Origin of the sequence: Paenibacillus sp. JJ-100 (genome assembly GCF_948329825.1) — a bacterium.
In the GTDB taxonomy this organism is placed as follows: domain Bacteria; phylum Bacillota; class Bacilli; order Paenibacillales; family Paenibacillaceae; genus Paenibacillus.
In genome coordinates this window covers 258,468-273,417 of record NZ_CAOJCM010000005.1, presented here as the reverse complement: position 1 = coordinate 273,417, position 14,950 = coordinate 258,468, and the positions used below count along the sequence as shown (strand labels likewise).

Here is a 14,950-nt window from a genome sequence, read left to right as displayed (position 1 = left end):
TGCGGTTTGCTGGGCAGCGGTAGAGCATGAGAATGAAATGTCTGGGTTCGCTCATACTGCTTGATGTAAACCGTCTACAGCCACTTCTCCGCCCAACGCTCGACAGCACTTAACGCTCGTCCCAGCTCGGTTCCTTTGCGGGACAACATATATTCAGTCCGGACGGGACGTTCGGTGACTACATGGCGTACAACCAGTCCTTCCTCCTCCAGTTCCTTCATACGCTCATTCAACACACGTTTGCTCAAATCGGGAATATAAGTATGAATTTCACTGAAGCGTTTGGGTTCCTCCATCAAAGCATGGATAATTAGAGCCACCCATTTTCGACCAATGATCTGATAAGATTGTTCCACTTTTTCGCATAGTTGTTTGGCATTCTCATCATCGTTCATAACCGTACTCCTTTAGTTTAGTATCTTATACTTAGTATACTTATTGTAACCATATTGTCCACAGCCCATATGTATACAATATCACATTCCAATTGCTAATAAACTTACCACATAAAGCGTTAACATTCAATAAAAGCCCTATAAACAAAGGGTTTCACAGTTTCGACAAGGATGTTGACGAATTGTGACGACAGGTGTAATATGGGTTACGTCAATTAAATTGGTTACAAATAATAACCTTTTAAAGTTGCTTGAGATTGTAGAGAGAAGGAATGTTGAAATGATTGGATTCTGGTATTGCTTATAGCGGAGGCGGATAGGGCACCATGCCCACTTATTCCGTCTTTTGTTATGCTTGGGTTCGAACATTTTGAAACATCATATACTATAATGCACAGATCAATAGGAGGCACTCCAATGGATGCAATGACATTTGTCCTGTTCGGGGCAACAGGCGATTTAGCCAAACGTAAAATTTACCCTGCATTATACAATCTGTACGTAGATCAGAAAATGCCAAAGGCGTTCTCCGTAATCGGTCTGGGACGTCGTGAACTGTCGGATGCAGACTTTCAGGCAAATGTCGAAAAGTCACTGCATGAATTCTCCCGTCAAAAGCCGGAGGAAGTGTCACAAGTACGTGATTTTATCGGAGCATTCCGTTACTGCTCACTGAACAATACCAAACTTGAGGATTATACGCGATTGCTTCAATTGGTACAACAACGTGAACAAGAGCTGAATATTCCGGAAAACCGGATGTTCTACATGTCAGTTGCACCTGAATTTTTTGAGCCAATCGCATTGAATATTCAAGAAAGCGGCTTGGGTAACACCAAGGGCTGGAAGAAACTGATCATCGAAAAACCATTTGGACACGATTTGCAATCTGCGCGTGAACTGAATGAGAAGCTGAGTAATACGTTTGCGGAAGAAGAAATTTATCGCATTGACCACTTCCTTGGCAAACCCATGGTACAGAATATTGAAACGCTGACGTATGCTAATCCGGTCATTCAGGCTCTCTGGTCTAACCAGTATATTGCTAACGTACAGATCACAGCGAGTGAAACTGTAGGTGTCGAAGAACGTGCTGCCTATTATGACCAGAGTGGAGCACTTCGAGACATGTTCCAAAACCATATGTTGCAAATGCTGATGATGATTGCATTGCATCTGCCGAAACGTTGCACACCGCAGGAGATTCAATATAAAAAGAAGAAAATCGCAGAGTCATTGCGGCCTTTAACTAAAGAGAATGTGGCATCTGAAGTTGTTCGTGCCCAATATGGTGCTGGTGAGCTTCAAGGCTCCACAGTTGTAGGTTATTTGGACGAGCCTGGCATTCCGGCAGGTTCACAGAATGAGACCTATGTAGCCGCAAGACTGTGGCTGGATGATCCATTCTGGAGTGAGGTTCCATTTTATATCCGTACAGGCAAACGTATGGCTGAGAAATCGACCCGAATCGTCATCGAATTCAAAAGCCCGCTTAAAACAGGTCAAGAATCCGATAACACGATGGCTCCAAACCTGCTGACACTAGAGATCGGCCCTGGCGAAAGCATCTCCCTACAACTAAATGCGAAGAATCCGCTGAACCATGGTGAAGTGGAACCAATGCATATGACGTTTAACTCAGGAGAGCGTAACGTTCCTGAAGCGTATGAGAACCTGATCTTTGACGCGATGCGTGGAGATTCTACCTTCTTCGCACATTGGGACGAGGTTGAGCTGGCATGGCAATGGGTACAGCCGATTCAGGAAGCATTTGCGGCAGGCACGATCCCACTGGATACGTACAGCGCAGGTTCAAACGGACCAGAATCAGCAGATCGCTTAACTTCGGAGAATGGATTCCGTTGGTGGTAAGAGGGAGCATTCCTCAACTAATTCGAATCGAATGTTATTTTCTAAATATACCGTTCCAATTTTGCATAAGACCTTCCGGCTCTTCCAGCCAGAAGGGCGCAAACATTTTATATATAGATAGTTGTTCATTTTAAAGTATTTCGTTTGACAGCAAAGAGAGTGGAGGAGGCGAAATCGATTCCGAAGAAGCGAAGCGTGCGCCTTTATCACCGGATTTTCCCCTTGTCAAAGGGAGATCAAAAAAACTGTGATAACAGCGCTCGAAGGAACGATTCGTAACCGAAACGGGAATTCGCTGCTTGGCCAGGAACTGCTTTCATTGAACAATTTGAATACTAAACATTTGCACAAACAGGAGGATTTCATAATGAAACTTGGACTTATCGGACTCGGAAAAATGGGCTTGAACCTGGGAAGAAACCTGATCGATCACAAACACGAAGTAGTTGCTTTTGACCTGAATGCAGAAGCGGTTAAAGAAATGAAAGAATACGGCGCTCAAGGCGTGTCCTCATACAAAGAAATGGTTGAATCCCTGGAATCTCCACGTGTCCTGTGGATCATGGTCCCTCACAGCGTTGTCGATGCTGTCCTGGCTGAAGTTAGCCCACTGCTGTCCAAAGGGGATATCATCATCGAAGCGGGGAACTCCCACTATAAAGAGTCCATTCGTCGTTATGAAGAGCTGAAACCACAAGGGATTCACTACATGGATGCAGGTACTTCCGGCGGTATGGAAGGCGCGCGTAACGGTGCATGTTACATGATCGGTGGCGACCCCGAAGCTTGGGCAGTCGTAGAGCCTGCTTTCAAAGATACTTCCGTCGAGAACGGTTATCTGTATGCTGGTAAAGCAGGTAGCGGTCACTTCCTGAAAATGGTGCATAACGGAATCGAGTACGGTATGATGGCTTCCATTGGTGAAGGCTTTGACGTATTGGAGAAAAGCGGATTTGACTTCGACTTTGAACAAGTAGCGCGTGTATGGAACAACGGTTCAGTTATCCGTTCCTGGCTGATGGAATTGACAGAGCGTGCTTTCTCCAAAGATGCTAACCTGGATGAAATCAAAGGTGTAATGCACTCTTCCGGCGAAGGCCGCTGGACGGTTGAAACGGCGTTTGATCTTCAAACAGCTACACCGGTTATCGCTTTGTCCTTGCTGATGCGTTATCGTTCCCTGGAGACAGATACGTTCACAGGTAAAGTCGTAGCAGCACTGCGTAACGAATTTGGCGGACATGCCGTAGAGAAAAACTAATCTATTCTTGTTAAAAAGAAAACCTTTCGCTTGAGCAGATAACCTATCTGCTGTGGCGGAAGGTTTTTTTGCATTGCTGTGACCTGATGTGTAGATCCTGCGGAACACTGTTCAGGCCACTCCAATGCATCAACGAGCTTGGCGAGCATAAGATGCATACCCGTGGCCTCACTGCGCTCGGCTGTTTCGTACCACTTATGCATCGCCAAGCCAATTAAGCCCATGAAGCCTATCAAGCAAGCCTATCGAGTATTGTCCTTCTTTTTCAGGACAACGTCGCATACAGATAACATATAAACGTATGGCTCATTTCGCGGGGAGGGACGCTCCAATGATGCGAAAGAAATGGCGAAGTCGTAGAAGGCGGCCTAAGCCGCCTAGCGGCAAACGCAAAGTATGGTTAATTGTTGTACTTGTATCTGCATTTTGTTTGATGCAGGGGTTCGCATATGTAGACAAAAAAATGAAACCGCCGATCATGCATCTGGCCAAGATTAGGATGAAGCAGATTGCAACGGAGGCGATCAACAAAGCTATTACGGCACAGGTTGCTGAAGGTAAGACAACGGAGGGCTTAATTGACTGGAAAACGGACACCGAGGGGAAAGTTTCAGGCTTCATGCTGAACTATAATGAGCATATGCGAATCACGGCGAGCACAATGAATGTGGTGCAATCCACCCTTCAGAATGTGCATATGTTGAAAGAAAAAATTCCGCTGGGTCAGGCTCTGGGCAGTCCAGTCATGGCATCGTTTGGTCCAAGCATACCGGTTCGCATAGAGCCACAAGGAGCGGTGAAGGTTGACCTCAATACACGTCAGCAAAATGCAGGCATTAATATGATACTTGTGGAGGTGTATATTCACATTATCGCTGAAGTCGCCGTCGTTGTACCTTTTGATATGGAACCTGAGACAGTAGACACAGAGATCCCGATCTCTTATCTGCTCGTTGTTGGTGATGTGCCAATGTATTACTATGACAATCAGGGCAAACCCGTTGGAAGTAACGGCAGTAACGCCCCCGCTATAGCACTGCCATCAGGTCAAGCTGGCGTATCTAGCGGAGGCGGCAGTGGTCATACGAACAATGGAAACGGTGCAACCCATGGCAATGATGGTCATGGCACGGATGCATCGAATAATCAGCCACAGCCACAGATTCCGTTGCAAACACCGGACTACAATACACAGCCAAATGGTCTTGAGATTGAACCGGACCTGCCTGATCTGAACGGGAATTCACAGTCTGGTGGGAATGGGAATCCATAGGTTAAGACCCGTTTAGGTGATGCGAGGAGTAGACGATTGCATGTTGGGAACAATTCGTGATCTACATTATTACCATAGAAAAAGGAACCTCTCGCGCTTGCAGAGGTTCCCTTTTTCTAATGCAAAACATGTAGTTTAAACGAAACAAATGATTTATTTATTTATTTATTTATTTTTTTGCTTTTTTGTTCTTTTGGTTTCGTTCTTCTTGTTCCCAATGTCGAAGCAACGGATAAGGATCAAACGACCATTCATGTAGTCCGCTATCTCTATAGATGCCGTAGTGAAGATGCGGGGGGAACTTCCCCTGCGTTCCTGGTTTGCCATAACCTGAGCTACCTACCCATCCTACAACCTGACCAGGGGTAACAACATCCCCAACTTTAACGCTTTTATCGAAGCCGGATAGATGAGCGTAATAGTGATAGTGGTTGTTCAGATCCCGAATGCCGATACGCCAGCCTCCAAATGGATTCCACCCTTTAATCTCCACAATACCGTAACACGTGCTGCGAACAGGCAGACCATGTGGGGCAAAAATATCGGTCCCTTCATGAATGCGATACCCGCCCCAACTACGCTTCGTTCCCCACGTGCTGCGATAGGAATAATTGGTGCCTAAAGGGACTGGAAAGGCGTGTGTGAACAGATCCAGATTGTCATAATGCTCATATAACTTAGCAAATTGTTGGATTCGCTGCACGGCTCTTGAATTATGATAATATTCCCAGAGAGCAATGCCGAAATCCTCTGGTTTACTTCCGTATTGTTGTATGATCGAGGCCATACTGTAGAGAACATCCAGATCGTTGTTAGGATCGGCTATCCCGTCTCCTGATCCATCCCGACCTTTTCCGTTGAAAAATAGAATGGAACCAGGATGCTGATCTGTCTCATCCGGATTCAGCCAGCCTCTCCAGGCCGGGGCAGTCATGAAAATACCAGTTAACCTTTCAGGATGCTTACGATCCTTTGGATGTGCTCGTGTGATGGTCCGTTCATACTGATCGATAGCAGCTAGTCTGTACCATGGAATCTGGGTGACTTGACCAATACTTTCATACAAATGCCGACGTGCAGCGAAAATGTCAGCCGGTCTTGATTCCGCGGCCTTTTTCAACGTATCCTTTTTTTGTACAGGCTCACTGTGAACATCCGCAGGAAGGAACGGGAGAAGCAGAGCGCCTGCGAGTAAGATTTTGAAGCAAAAGCCGTAAGTGTTGCGGAGTATCCAGTGCTGTTGCACAGGGAAGCAGCCCCTTTCCATTAAAATGATGCACTTGTACCCGATAGATCAAGCTACATCCTAGCGTTCTTCAAACACTCAGATTTTATCCATGTTGTGAAAGCACAAGATGTGACAAATGGGGGTTTTTCCAAGCCTTTCATGGTATAATATGTTCCAAGCAAAAGCTAACTTCAGTAGAAAGAAGGTCTAAGCATTGGCTAAACGCGTTAAAGAACCGAAGCCGGACTGGATTCGGATCAAATTGACAACTGGAGATAATTATCAGGAAATTAAAACGATGATGCGTTCCAAAACATTGCATACCGTATGTGAGGAAGCACGGTGTCCAAATATTTATGAATGCTGGGCGAATCGAACAGCCACTTTTATGATTTTGGGTGACATCTGTACTAGAGCATGTCGATTCTGTGCAGTTAATACTGGTTTGCCTACGGAACTGGATCTGCAAGAACCGGAACGCGTGGCAGAAGCAGCAGAACAGATGAACTTGCAGCATTGCGTCATAACGAGTGTAGCTCGAGATGACTTGAAGGATGGTGGAGCAACTATTTTTGCCGAGACAGTGAAGGCTGTACGCAGACGATTGCCGCTGTGTAGCGTGGAGGTGCTTATTCCGGACTTTATGGGAGACCGCGATTCACTGCAGATCGTGATGGATGCTAAACCGGATATTTTGAACCACAACATTGAAACGGTTGAACGATTGTCAGATAAAGTGCGTGCCAAAGCGAAGTATAGACGTTCGCTGGAATTGCTTGCTCGTGCCAAGGAGATGCAGCCTAATATTCCAACAAAATCAAGTATTATGCTGGGTGTAGGTGAAGAATATAACGAAATTTTAGCAACGATGGATGATCTTCGCGCGGTGAACTGTGACATTATGACCATTGGTCAGTACTTGCAACCATCCGAAAAACATCTATATGTTGAGAAGTACTATCCGCCTGAAGAATTTGCGGCACTCAAACAGGAAGGTTTGAAACGTGGGTTCAGTCACGTGGAATCCGGTCCGATGGTACGCAGTTCTTATCATGCGCATGAACAGGTGAAATCTGCTAACCAGCATACGGAACAGGCGGCAACAAACGCATGATGGAGGAGTCCGGATTGGAACAGGATAATAATAAAGAAGAACAACAGCAGGTGCAGGATGCTGTAAATGAAACCGTTCAAGAGAACGTTCAGGAGACTACTCAAGAAACTACTCAAGAAACGACTCAGGAAACCGTACAGGAAAAACCAAAAGCTCCTGTGATTGTGCAGGTTGGCGGCAAAAATTACGAAATCGTTCAGAATCACAAAGAAGGTTGGAATGCTGAAGTGTTTCGTGACCGGTACAGTGAAGTGCTGGAGCGTTATGACTACATTATTGGGGATTGGGGATATAGCCAATTGAGACTCAAAGGCTTCTATCGGGACAACCACCCCAAGGCAACAAAGGATTCCACTATTTCGTATCTGGTGGATTACATCAATGAGTATTGTAACTTTGGTTGTGCATACTTTGTGCTTCAGAAGTGTAAAGAGCAACCTCAAGCCAAAGCAAAAAGCGGTTCCTGAGAAGGACCGCTTTTTTGTATACATCGATGTTTGAATTTTCACCTAAAATTGAATCGTATAAGTTAGTCAAGGAAGGCAGTCCGAACCCGATTCCAGAATGGGTAGGGGCGAAAACGTGCAAAGCTGACCTTTTGCTCGGAGACCTGGCAACGAACAGATATCAAATCTTCTACCATCAGATTAACGTGATCAATCGTTAGCAACAAACGCTGATCTTTACGTGAAAAAATATCGCAATGGTGATGCTTGGGCAAAATGACGGGTGAGCCGAGCGTTCGGTACACGCGGTTGTTAATGGAAGCAATCTCTGCGATCTGAATGGCTTCAATGGTAGGATGCACCATGGCCCCGCCAAGCGCTTTGTTATACGCCGTACTGCCGGAAGGAGTGGAGACACAGATGCCATCTCCCCGAAACATCTCAAATGTAACGTCATTGATATCAACTTGAGCTACAACGGTACCGTCGACCCCTTTTAACGTAAATTCATTCAAGGCAATGTACGAAGCGTTACCTGACTTTTTACGAATCTCCAGCTCGAGTAATGGATACTTCACGATACGCGGTTTAAGGAGACCTGGATCGCCTTTACCACTCATCAATCTAACCAGTTCCCTTAATTCTTCCTTCTTCCAATCGGCATAGAAGCCGAGATGGCCTGTATGAACCCCAACAAAAGCAATATCCGGAATGCGGTCAATGAAATTGTGAAAAGCTTGAAGCATCGTTCCATCGCCTCCGATGGAGACGACAATCTCCGGCGATTCTGCGTCCAGCTTGAACCCTTCTTCTTTCGCCAGCGCATGAAATTGCTGAGCTAGATCAATTGATAATTGGTCTCCGCGGTCTTGAACATAGTATCTCAAGATGAAAGCTCCTTTGTGGTCATTATACTACCGATGATAATCAATTCCGCGTCAGAACACAATGTTTGAAGCAAACTATTTGGTACTGGCTTTAGAGATTGGCCTTACTTATTGCTTCGTTTAAGCATCAACTGGGAGAGTAGAGCAAGACATAGCAGAAGGAAGAGGATCGATACACATACGAGTATTCCGGTTGCTCCAATGTAACTCCACCCCGGATGAGATGAAGAAATGGAGTGACTGAATGGACTGTTTAAAAATGCAGGGGAACTCGCATTAGCCATTAGAACGGGCCATAACAGAATGACAAGCAAGGGTGCAATGGCTGCGTGGATGGCTCTGGCCAATAAAAAAGGTCCATATCGCATCGGTGTATTGCTCAGTACACTCATGATCTGCGCATGGACGGATAGTCCTCCCCAGGAAAGTACAAAAGAGGCAGCGGCAACTTTGAAGATAAGAGGTATGGAGCTGGCTGTGGCTCCGGCTTCCTTAGCTCCAAGAGTGACCTCGAATAAGCCGCCAACGAGACTGTGTGACAGGGATGGTGGTAAGCCAGCTAGTTGAAGCCCTTGTTCTGTCCAAGCGTATAATATGCCAAGCCAGCCGGTCTGAACCAATAATTCCATAATGACAGAGAAGAATACAACAAGCCCGCCAACGATAATAATAAGTCGTAGGGAAGAGGACACGGCGTGCCGTAGCAATTCGCCGAATGTCCGTCCATCTGCTTGTCTAGCTGTATGCATTGCATAGATTGCGCGCAGGAAGCGGTTCTGGTGCTGTTCATGAGACGGCGAGAGAGCGGGTTGCAACTTAGCAGTAGATTGACCATGGAAGCGCATGAGTACACCTACTAGAAAAGCAGCCGAGTAATGGGATGCCACAAGAATCGGAGCAATAGATGTATTATGAAAAAATCCGACGGATACTGCCCCAATCATAAAGATGGGATCGGATGAGGTGGTGAATGCGACCAAGCGCTCCCCTTCCTCTCGTGTAACCAGCTTCTGTTCCCATAATTGGGCCGTTAGTTTAGCTCCAGTAGGGTAACCTGAAGCGCAGCTTACTGCGAAGACAAAACCTCCACTTCCTGGAACTCGAAATAATGGCCTCATGAGCGGATTAAGCAGTGTACCTAAGAAATGCACGATACCAAAGCCAAGAAGCAGCTCGGATAATACCAGAAAGGGAAATAGAGATGGGAATAAAACATCCCACCAAATGGATAGTCCCCTTACGCTAGCATGCCAGGTCTCCACTGGATGCATAGCCATGAGAATAGAGAAGATCAGGAGAGCGAATATAATCCATATTTGCATAATACGCTTAGGAGCAGTCATGAGTTTTCTCCTTTATTGTTCAGATGAATAACCTGTTGTTTTTCAGGGAGCTATTGCCATCAATATATGAGAAAGAGTGGACAAACAGTACAAATAATAATTAGTAAGCGTTTGCAAAAATGGCTGTTCTTTTGATTGATGTATGCTAAAATAGTAAAAACGCCTGAACGTCACCTAATTGTCATAAAGGTGGAATCAATATGGATGGAGTGATGATCATGAGTCTTATCGCCGGAGTCTTGGTCTGTGCATTTGTGTATGTTATACGCGCCTCGCTGGTGCGTACTGAAGAGGAAGATTGGCGAAGTTATTAATGGATATGTGGTGCGTCAGCCTTTGTGTTGGCGCTTTTTTTTGTGTTTCTAGGCTATAAAGTCCTTGATACATAAGGCTCTATTCCAACATCAACCTCCATATGATATAGGACTTTTTGATTTTTTTTGATAGAATGAAGATGCTTGCCTTTAAGGTGAAGCTCATTGATCTATTGTTTACCATGTTCATGTAACGTGTATTATATTGCAAAATTCGACAAATAAGGGGGAGAATAATGAATCCCAATTTAAGTATCTATGACAATCTTGGCGGTGAGCAGGGTGTTCGTGCATTGGTGGAAGCTTTTTATCCCATCGTTGTGCAAAATGAACAGCTAGCACCACTATTCCCAGAAGATATTGGTCCAGTAATGGACAAACAGTTCATGTTTCTATCTCAATTTTTTGGAGGACCGGCGTTGTTTTCTGAGGCGTACGGACATCCAATGATGCGTGCTCGTCATATGCATTTCGAGGTGACGGTTGAGCGAGCTGAGGCATGGCTGGCATGCATGAATCAAGCGTTAACACAGGTTGGTGTCGAGGAGCCGCTACATTCCTTTATATTGCAACGTTTGTCTGGGCCTGCGCACCATTTCGTGAATACACCATAGTTCCAACATACAACAAGCCTTAGGGGAGAGGGATAGACAAGTGGAATTAGAGCCGCTGTATAAGGTGAAGGTGACGTGTCACTATTGCGAGACCGAATTCAAAACTTCACGTGTTAGACCGAGTTTGAAACGGCCTTACCGGACAGATTCTGATTTTTGTATGTATTACAAAGAGGAAAATCCTGATTTTTATGTTGTCCGGATCTGTCCGTCCTGTGGATTTGCTTCAACGGAGAATTCAACGGGGAATCTGAATGAGAAGCAACGTAAGGCATTTATGGAACAGATCGGAAATCGTTGGGTCAAACGGGATTACAGTGGTGCAAGGAATCTGGAGCAGGCACTCGCTACATACAAATTAGGCTTACTGTGTGCTCAGGTGATTCAGGAAAAGGAGCGCGTTGTAGCCGGTCTGTTGCATCATTTAGCTTGGTTGTATCGGTATATGGAAGATCATGAACAAGAGAATCGTTTCCTTGAATTTAGCCTGGAGGCTTATGTTAAAGTGTTTGAACAGGAAGGGACAGGCGGCAATGAAGCGAAATTATTGTATTTGATCGGAGAACTCAATCGCAGAGTAGGGCGGTTCCATGAAGCAGTCAAGTGGTTTGCCCGAGTCATTCATGACAAGCGAATTACGGATGCAGCAATGATTCGAGCTTCAAGGGAACAATGGGCATTGGTGCGCGAACAGATGATATCTGGAAAAATGGAGCTGCCCGAAGAAATGCTGGAGGCAGACAAAGAGGCTGCGAAGCGCAGCCCCCTTTAATGTATTGGATTCAGGGCTATGAACGGACAGGACGACTGGACAGCAAGTAATCATTATCGGTATCAATGACGGTCATATTGCTATTACAACAAGGGAAAACCAGTAATTTCTTTTTTCCTTCACGGATACGGACGAGTTCTTTGGGTTTAAGAGGCAATAGTACATTATTTGCTCCGCAAAAAGGGCATTGCTGTACATAAATATCCCCCATGATGACATCGTAAGGCCAGCTATTCTCAAAAGGGATCATTCCGACTTGCCTTCTTTGTCAGAAGATTTGGCAGCCTCTTCTTTGGCCAGTTCTGCAATCTTCTGCATGAGAATATGTTGAGGCATATGCATTAGATGTTCCAAAGGAACACCCAGAGATTCTGCTAATTTGACGGCCGTATCAGCCGATACTTGTAAAGGTTTCATACATTTACCTCCTGAATAAGTTGCTAATTATTTCTCTAGTATAGAGATACGTTGCGTATAAAACCAGTTTTTAATTCAATTCTACTCATTGAATCTATAGAAAGAGGTGCCTTATTAGATGAAAATGCCATTACATCCCGTATGGGATCTGGAGTCCATCTTTAGTGGAGGTTCTTCTTCCGAAGCTTTCGCTGCATATCTACATGATTTGGACGAGGATGTACGAAAGTTGCAAGAAACATTGAATCAGACGGCTGCTCCAACGACGCTGGAAGACACGAAAGCTTTTGACCCTATTCTTGAACTTCTGCAGAGCTGTTATGTGCGAATCTCTGAAGGATCTGCATTCGTATCCTGTCTGTCTGCTCAAAATCAACAAGACAAAAAAGCGGCACAACTTCAGGGCACTGTAAGTTCCCTTGCAGCCATGCTAAACAGTAGCAAGTCTAAATTCGATAACATACTCAGCCAAACGTCAGAGGATGTATGGACTAAATGGCTAGAACGACCGGAAATCCAGCCACTATCCTTTGTGCTGAACGAGAGTCGTACACAAGCGAAAGAAAAATTGTCACCAGAGTTAGAGGGGCTTGCTCTGGATCTGGCTGTAGATGGTTATCACGGCTGGGGTAAGTTTTATAATACGATTGTAAGCAAAGTGAACATTCCATTTGAACAAGATGGAGAAACGGTTATGCTGTCAGCAGGACAGGCAGCCAATAAACTTAGTGACAATGATCGTGAAGTGCGTGAGCGGGTCTTTGCCACATGGGAACAGGCTTGGACAGACGTGGAAGATTTCTGCGCAGATACCTTGAACCATCTCGCAGGTTTCCGTCTGAAATTGTATGAGAAACGTGGATGGAATGATATCTTGAAGGAGCCTCTTGCCATCAACCGGATGTCTCGCCAGACACTAGATACAATGTGGGAAGTCATTAATGGAACGAAGCCGATACTTGTGAAGTACCTGGAACGAAAAGCTCAACTGCTGGGTGTCGATAAGTTGAGCTGGAGCGATGTAGAGGCGCCGGTCGGCGAATCTGTTGGAAAAGTAACATATGACGAAGCCGCTCAAACCATCGTGGAGCAATTTGCCAAGTTCAGTCCGAAGCTGTCTAGCTTTGCAGAAATGGCCTTTGAGAAACGATGGATTGAGGCTGAAGATCGCCCGGGCAAACGCCCAGGTGGATTCTGTACCTCATTGCCACTTAGCAAAGCAACCCGTATCTTTATGACCTTCTCGGGAACGGCATCGAACGTATCGACGCTCGCGCATGAACTTGGTCATGGATATCACCAGCATATTATGGAAGAGCTACCCGCACTTAATCAGCGATATGCGATGAACGTGGCCGAAACGGCTTCTACGTTTGCGGAGATGATCGTTGCGGATGCCTTGGTACAATCCGCAAGCAATGAGCAGGAGAAGCTTGCTTTGTTAGAAGATAAAATACAGCGTAGTGTAGCTTTCTTTATGAACATTCATGCCCGTTTTCTGTTTGAGAATCGCTTCTATGAGCAGCGTAAGAAAGGCCTCGTAAGTGCGGAAGAGCTGAGCAGATTAATGGTAGAAGCCCAGGAAGAAGCTTATTGTGGCGTTCTTGCTTCAAATCATCCGCACTTCTGGGCATCGAAGTTGCATTTTTATCTCACGGGTGTACCTTTCTATAATTTCCCTTATACGTTCGGGTATATGTTTAGTGCGGGAATCTACGCGAGAGCGCAACAGGAAGGTACGGATTTTGCGAGAAAATATGATGATTTGCTTCGAGACACGGGACGAATGACGGTGGAGGAACTGGCTCAGAAACATTTGGGTACAGATCTGAGACAGCCGGAATTTTGGCAAAATGCTGCGAACCTGGTTGTAGCCGATATTGAGCAATTTTTAGAGATGACTGAAGCGGGGAAGTAACATAGAAATCTGGATAAGATATAAACTCAACTACAATGAATGTCTGATAGACATTCATTGTAGTTTTTTTAGTTTGTATTGTTCATAAACGAAACATGGATATTTTGTCGTAATTGAAGGAAAAAGCTCACTTTAAGGAAGAAAAGTGGCAATTAATTGCGCAAGTTATAGTAAAAAATACCCAATATTGTTTGCGTTTGTTGAGTATGTGCAGATGATGTCATATAATGAGTCGTAAGTCCTTGTTAATAGGACTATAAGCTTAAGAATAGGAGTGTTAATGTGAAAATGGAACAGCTTTCATTAGCAAGGCAGTTAGATTTAGTGTTTAAGGAGCTTGATCAGGAGTTATCTGGATTAGATTCTGGGGTGGTTTTTGTGCAAATACGCAATAATGTTATTGGGAAATTTGGAATTCGACATAATCCGATAACAGGGCGTGATGGAAGAATGGATATAGAAGGAAGCGGCCTTAATGATACACAACGAACCTCATTCCGTGCTATGGCTTTAGAGACACTAAAGTATAAACGTCAATGGACGCATGGAGAAATTAGCTACGATTTTACTGTGAGACAGGGTATGATTTTAGTCGATGCAACGATGGAATCCAACTACAATATGGCCAATCTGATGATTCGCTATCCTAGAACGAATACATATCTAGATTCCGGAATGGGATCAACCTCATAAACTCATAATAAAAGCGGCACTTCCGAAGAAGGCCGCCATTCAAGTTACATTGAAGCAATAATTACGAGCTTACGAACGACCCGATAATTGCTGCTCAGCGATTTGTACCAGACGTTTCGTGATATATCCTCCCAGAGATCCTGTCTCACGGGAAGTATAGTTACCGTAGTAACCATCTTGTGGAATAGTTACACCCAGCTCTTGCGCAGCTTCGATTTTCAATTGTTGCAATGCTGCGTTCGCTTGAGGAACAACCAGATTGTTAGTGCGGCTACCGCCACCTTGGTTTTGACCTCCGTACATATGTCTCACCTCCTTATGGGTTAGTGATGTTAGTATGGATCGAGAGTAAAGAAATATACATGATATGGCGTAAGGGAATATATGGATAACCAAAGAGGTC

General features: G+C 45.0%; 17 protein-coding genes. 9 read left to right on the top strand and 8 right to left on the bottom strand.

The genetic code is table 11. The features are described 5' to 3' along the window. Window positions 1-74: 74 nt before the first annotated feature. Window positions 75-395, bottom strand: a complete 321-nt coding sequence (locus tag PQG66_RS19455; RefSeq protein WP_272039475.1) for a winged helix-turn-helix transcriptional regulator — start codon at window positions 393-395, stop codon at window positions 75-77. Window positions 396-812: 417 nt separating this feature from the next. Here PQG66_RS19455 and zwf point away from each other — a divergent pair, with 417 nt between their 5' ends. Together zwf and gnd are read left to right on the top strand one after the other, a co-directional pair. Beyond that, window positions 813-2,267 carry a glucose-6-phosphate dehydrogenase gene (gene zwf, locus PQG66_RS19450; protein ID WP_272039474.1) on the top strand — a complete coding sequence of 485 codons (1,455 nt, stop codon included), beginning with the start codon at window positions 813-815 and terminating at the stop codon, window positions 2,265-2,267. A 367-nt stretch (window positions 2,268-2,634) separates the two neighbouring features. Then, window positions 2,635-3,528: a phosphogluconate dehydrogenase (NAD(+)-dependent, decarboxylating) gene (gene gnd / locus PQG66_RS19445; protein WP_272039473.1), complete on the top strand. Its 894-nt coding sequence runs from the start codon at window positions 2,635-2,637 to the stop codon at window positions 3,526-3,528. On the opposite strand, the gene PQG66_RS19440 is transcribed toward gnd, so the two are convergent. Continuing rightward, window positions 3,525-3,752, bottom strand: a complete 228-nt coding sequence (locus PQG66_RS19440; protein ID WP_272039470.1) for a hypothetical protein — start codon at window positions 3,750-3,752, stop codon at window positions 3,525-3,527. The genes gnd and PQG66_RS19440 overlap by 4 nt on opposite strands. Window positions 3,753-3,859: 107 nt before the next feature. Between PQG66_RS19440 and yunB the strand changes: the two genes are divergently transcribed. Beyond that, window positions 3,860-4,801 (top strand): sporulation protein YunB, encoded by a 942-nt coding sequence (yunB, locus tag PQG66_RS19435; RefSeq protein ID WP_272039468.1) that lies wholly within the window; start codon window positions 3,860-3,862, stop codon window positions 4,799-4,801. Between the two features lie 169 nt (window positions 4,802-4,970). Here the strand turns inward: yunB and PQG66_RS19430 are convergent, their stop codons facing one another. Continuing rightward, a complete protein-coding gene (locus PQG66_RS19430; RefSeq protein ID WP_442955134.1) occupies window positions 4,971-5,999 on the bottom strand; it encodes a M23 family metallopeptidase in 1,029 nt (342 codons plus the stop codon). A gap of 244 nt (window positions 6,000-6,243) precedes the next feature. On the opposite strand from PQG66_RS19430, the gene lipA reads away from it, so the two are divergent. Both lipA and PQG66_RS19420 read left to right on the top strand, forming a co-directional pair. Next, complete coding sequence (gene lipA / locus PQG66_RS19425) at window positions 6,244-7,143, top strand: lipoyl synthase (RefSeq protein WP_272039466.1); 900 nt, start codon at window positions 6,244-6,246, stop codon at window positions 7,141-7,143. Next, window positions 7,140-7,610: a YutD family protein gene (locus PQG66_RS19420; protein WP_272039465.1), complete on the top strand. Its 471-nt coding sequence runs from the start codon at window positions 7,140-7,142 to the stop codon at window positions 7,608-7,610. The genes lipA and PQG66_RS19420 overlap by 4 nt, the downstream gene beginning before the upstream one ends. A gap of 62 nt (window positions 7,611-7,672) precedes the next feature. On the opposite strand, the gene PQG66_RS19415 is transcribed toward PQG66_RS19420, so the two are convergent. Then, entirely contained in the window at window positions 7,673-8,476 is an 804-nt protein-coding gene (locus PQG66_RS19415; RefSeq protein ID WP_272039464.1) for an NAD kinase, read from the bottom strand. Between the two features lie 104 nt (window positions 8,477-8,580). Continuing rightward, entirely contained in the window at window positions 8,581-9,819 is a 1,239-nt protein-coding gene (gene ylbJ, locus PQG66_RS19410) for a sporulation integral membrane protein YlbJ (protein ID WP_272039463.1), read from the bottom strand. A 550-nt stretch (window positions 9,820-10,369) separates the two neighbouring features. Between ylbJ and PQG66_RS19405 the strand changes: the two genes are divergently transcribed. Both PQG66_RS19405 and PQG66_RS19400 read left to right on the top strand, forming a co-directional pair. After that, window positions 10,370-10,747 carry a globin domain-containing protein gene (locus PQG66_RS19405; protein ID WP_272039462.1) on the top strand — a complete coding sequence of 126 codons (378 nt, stop codon included), beginning with the start codon at window positions 10,370-10,372 and terminating at the stop codon, window positions 10,745-10,747. Between the two features lie 40 nt (window positions 10,748-10,787). Beyond that, complete coding sequence (locus PQG66_RS19400; protein WP_272039461.1) at window positions 10,788-11,519, top strand: DUF2225 domain-containing protein; 732 nt, start codon at window positions 10,788-10,790, stop codon at window positions 11,517-11,519. A gap of 16 nt (window positions 11,520-11,535) precedes the next feature. On the opposite strand, the gene PQG66_RS19395 is transcribed toward PQG66_RS19400, so the two are convergent. Together PQG66_RS19395 and PQG66_RS19390 are read right to left on the bottom strand one after the other, a co-directional pair. Further along, window positions 11,536-11,769, bottom strand: coding sequence for a hypothetical protein (locus tag PQG66_RS19395; protein WP_272039460.1), 234 nt, complete (start codon window positions 11,767-11,769; stop codon window positions 11,536-11,538). After that, window positions 11,766-11,936, bottom strand: a complete 171-nt coding sequence (locus PQG66_RS19390) for a YycC family protein (RefSeq protein WP_272039459.1) — start codon at window positions 11,934-11,936, stop codon at window positions 11,766-11,768. Before PQG66_RS19390 ends, PQG66_RS19395 begins: the two co-directional genes overlap by 4 nt. 118 nt (window positions 11,937-12,054) lie before the next feature. Between PQG66_RS19390 and PQG66_RS19385 the strand changes: the two genes are divergently transcribed. After that, window positions 12,055-13,854, top strand: coding sequence for a M3 family oligoendopeptidase (locus PQG66_RS19385; RefSeq protein WP_272039458.1), 1,800 nt, complete (start codon window positions 12,055-12,057; stop codon window positions 13,852-13,854). Window positions 13,855-14,142: 288 nt separating this feature from the next. After that, window positions 14,143-14,547 carry an O-methyltransferase gene (locus PQG66_RS19380; protein ID WP_272039517.1) on the top strand — a complete coding sequence of 135 codons (405 nt, stop codon included), beginning with the start codon at window positions 14,143-14,145 and terminating at the stop codon, window positions 14,545-14,547. A gap of 69 nt (window positions 14,548-14,616) precedes the next feature. Here PQG66_RS19380 and PQG66_RS19375 read toward each other — a convergent pair whose 3' ends face one another. Next, window positions 14,617-14,850 (bottom strand): alpha/beta-type small acid-soluble spore protein, encoded by a 234-nt coding sequence (locus tag PQG66_RS19375; RefSeq protein ID WP_272039457.1) that lies wholly within the window; start codon window positions 14,848-14,850, stop codon window positions 14,617-14,619. Window positions 14,851-14,950 lie beyond the last annotated feature (100 nt).

Excerpts from the sequence above, each read along its gene's own strand:
- PQG66_RS19455 (WP_272039475.1), bottom strand. The coding sequence starts at position 395 with ATGAACGATGATGAGAATGCCAAACAACTATGCGAAAAAGTGGAACAA.
- zwf (WP_272039474.1), top strand. The coding sequence starts at position 813 with ATGGATGCAATGACATTTGTCCTGTTCGGGGCAACAGGCGATTTAGCC.
- gnd (WP_272039473.1), top strand. The coding sequence starts at position 2,635 with ATGAAACTTGGACTTATCGGACTCGGAAAAATGGGCTTGAACCTGGGA.
- PQG66_RS19440 (WP_272039470.1), bottom strand. The coding sequence starts at position 3,752 with ATGGGCTTAATTGGCTTGGCGATGCATAAGTGGTACGAAACAGCCGAG.
- yunB (WP_272039468.1), top strand. The coding sequence starts at position 3,860 with ATGATGCGAAAGAAATGGCGAAGTCGTAGAAGGCGGCCTAAGCCGCCT.
- PQG66_RS19420 (WP_272039465.1), top strand. The coding sequence starts at position 7,140 with ATGATGGAGGAGTCCGGATTGGAACAGGATAATAATAAAGAAGAACAA.
- ylbJ (WP_272039463.1), bottom strand. The coding sequence starts at position 9,819 with ATGACTGCTCCTAAGCGTATTATGCAAATATGGATTATATTCGCTCTC.
- PQG66_RS19405 (WP_272039462.1), top strand. The coding sequence starts at position 10,370 with ATGAATCCCAATTTAAGTATCTATGACAATCTTGGCGGTGAGCAGGGT.
- PQG66_RS19395 (WP_272039460.1), bottom strand. The coding sequence starts at position 11,769 with ATGATCCCTTTTGAGAATAGCTGGCCTTACGATGTCATCATGGGGGAT.
- PQG66_RS19390 (WP_272039459.1), bottom strand. The coding sequence starts at position 11,936 with ATGAAACCTTTACAAGTATCGGCTGATACGGCCGTCAAATTAGCAGAA.
- PQG66_RS19385 (WP_272039458.1), top strand. The coding sequence starts at position 12,055 with ATGAAAATGCCATTACATCCCGTATGGGATCTGGAGTCCATCTTTAGT.
- PQG66_RS19380 (WP_272039517.1), top strand. The coding sequence starts at position 14,143 with ATGGAACAGCTTTCATTAGCAAGGCAGTTAGATTTAGTGTTTAAGGAG.
- PQG66_RS19375 (WP_272039457.1), bottom strand. The coding sequence starts at position 14,850 with ATGTACGGAGGTCAAAACCAAGGTGGCGGTAGCCGCACTAACAATCTG.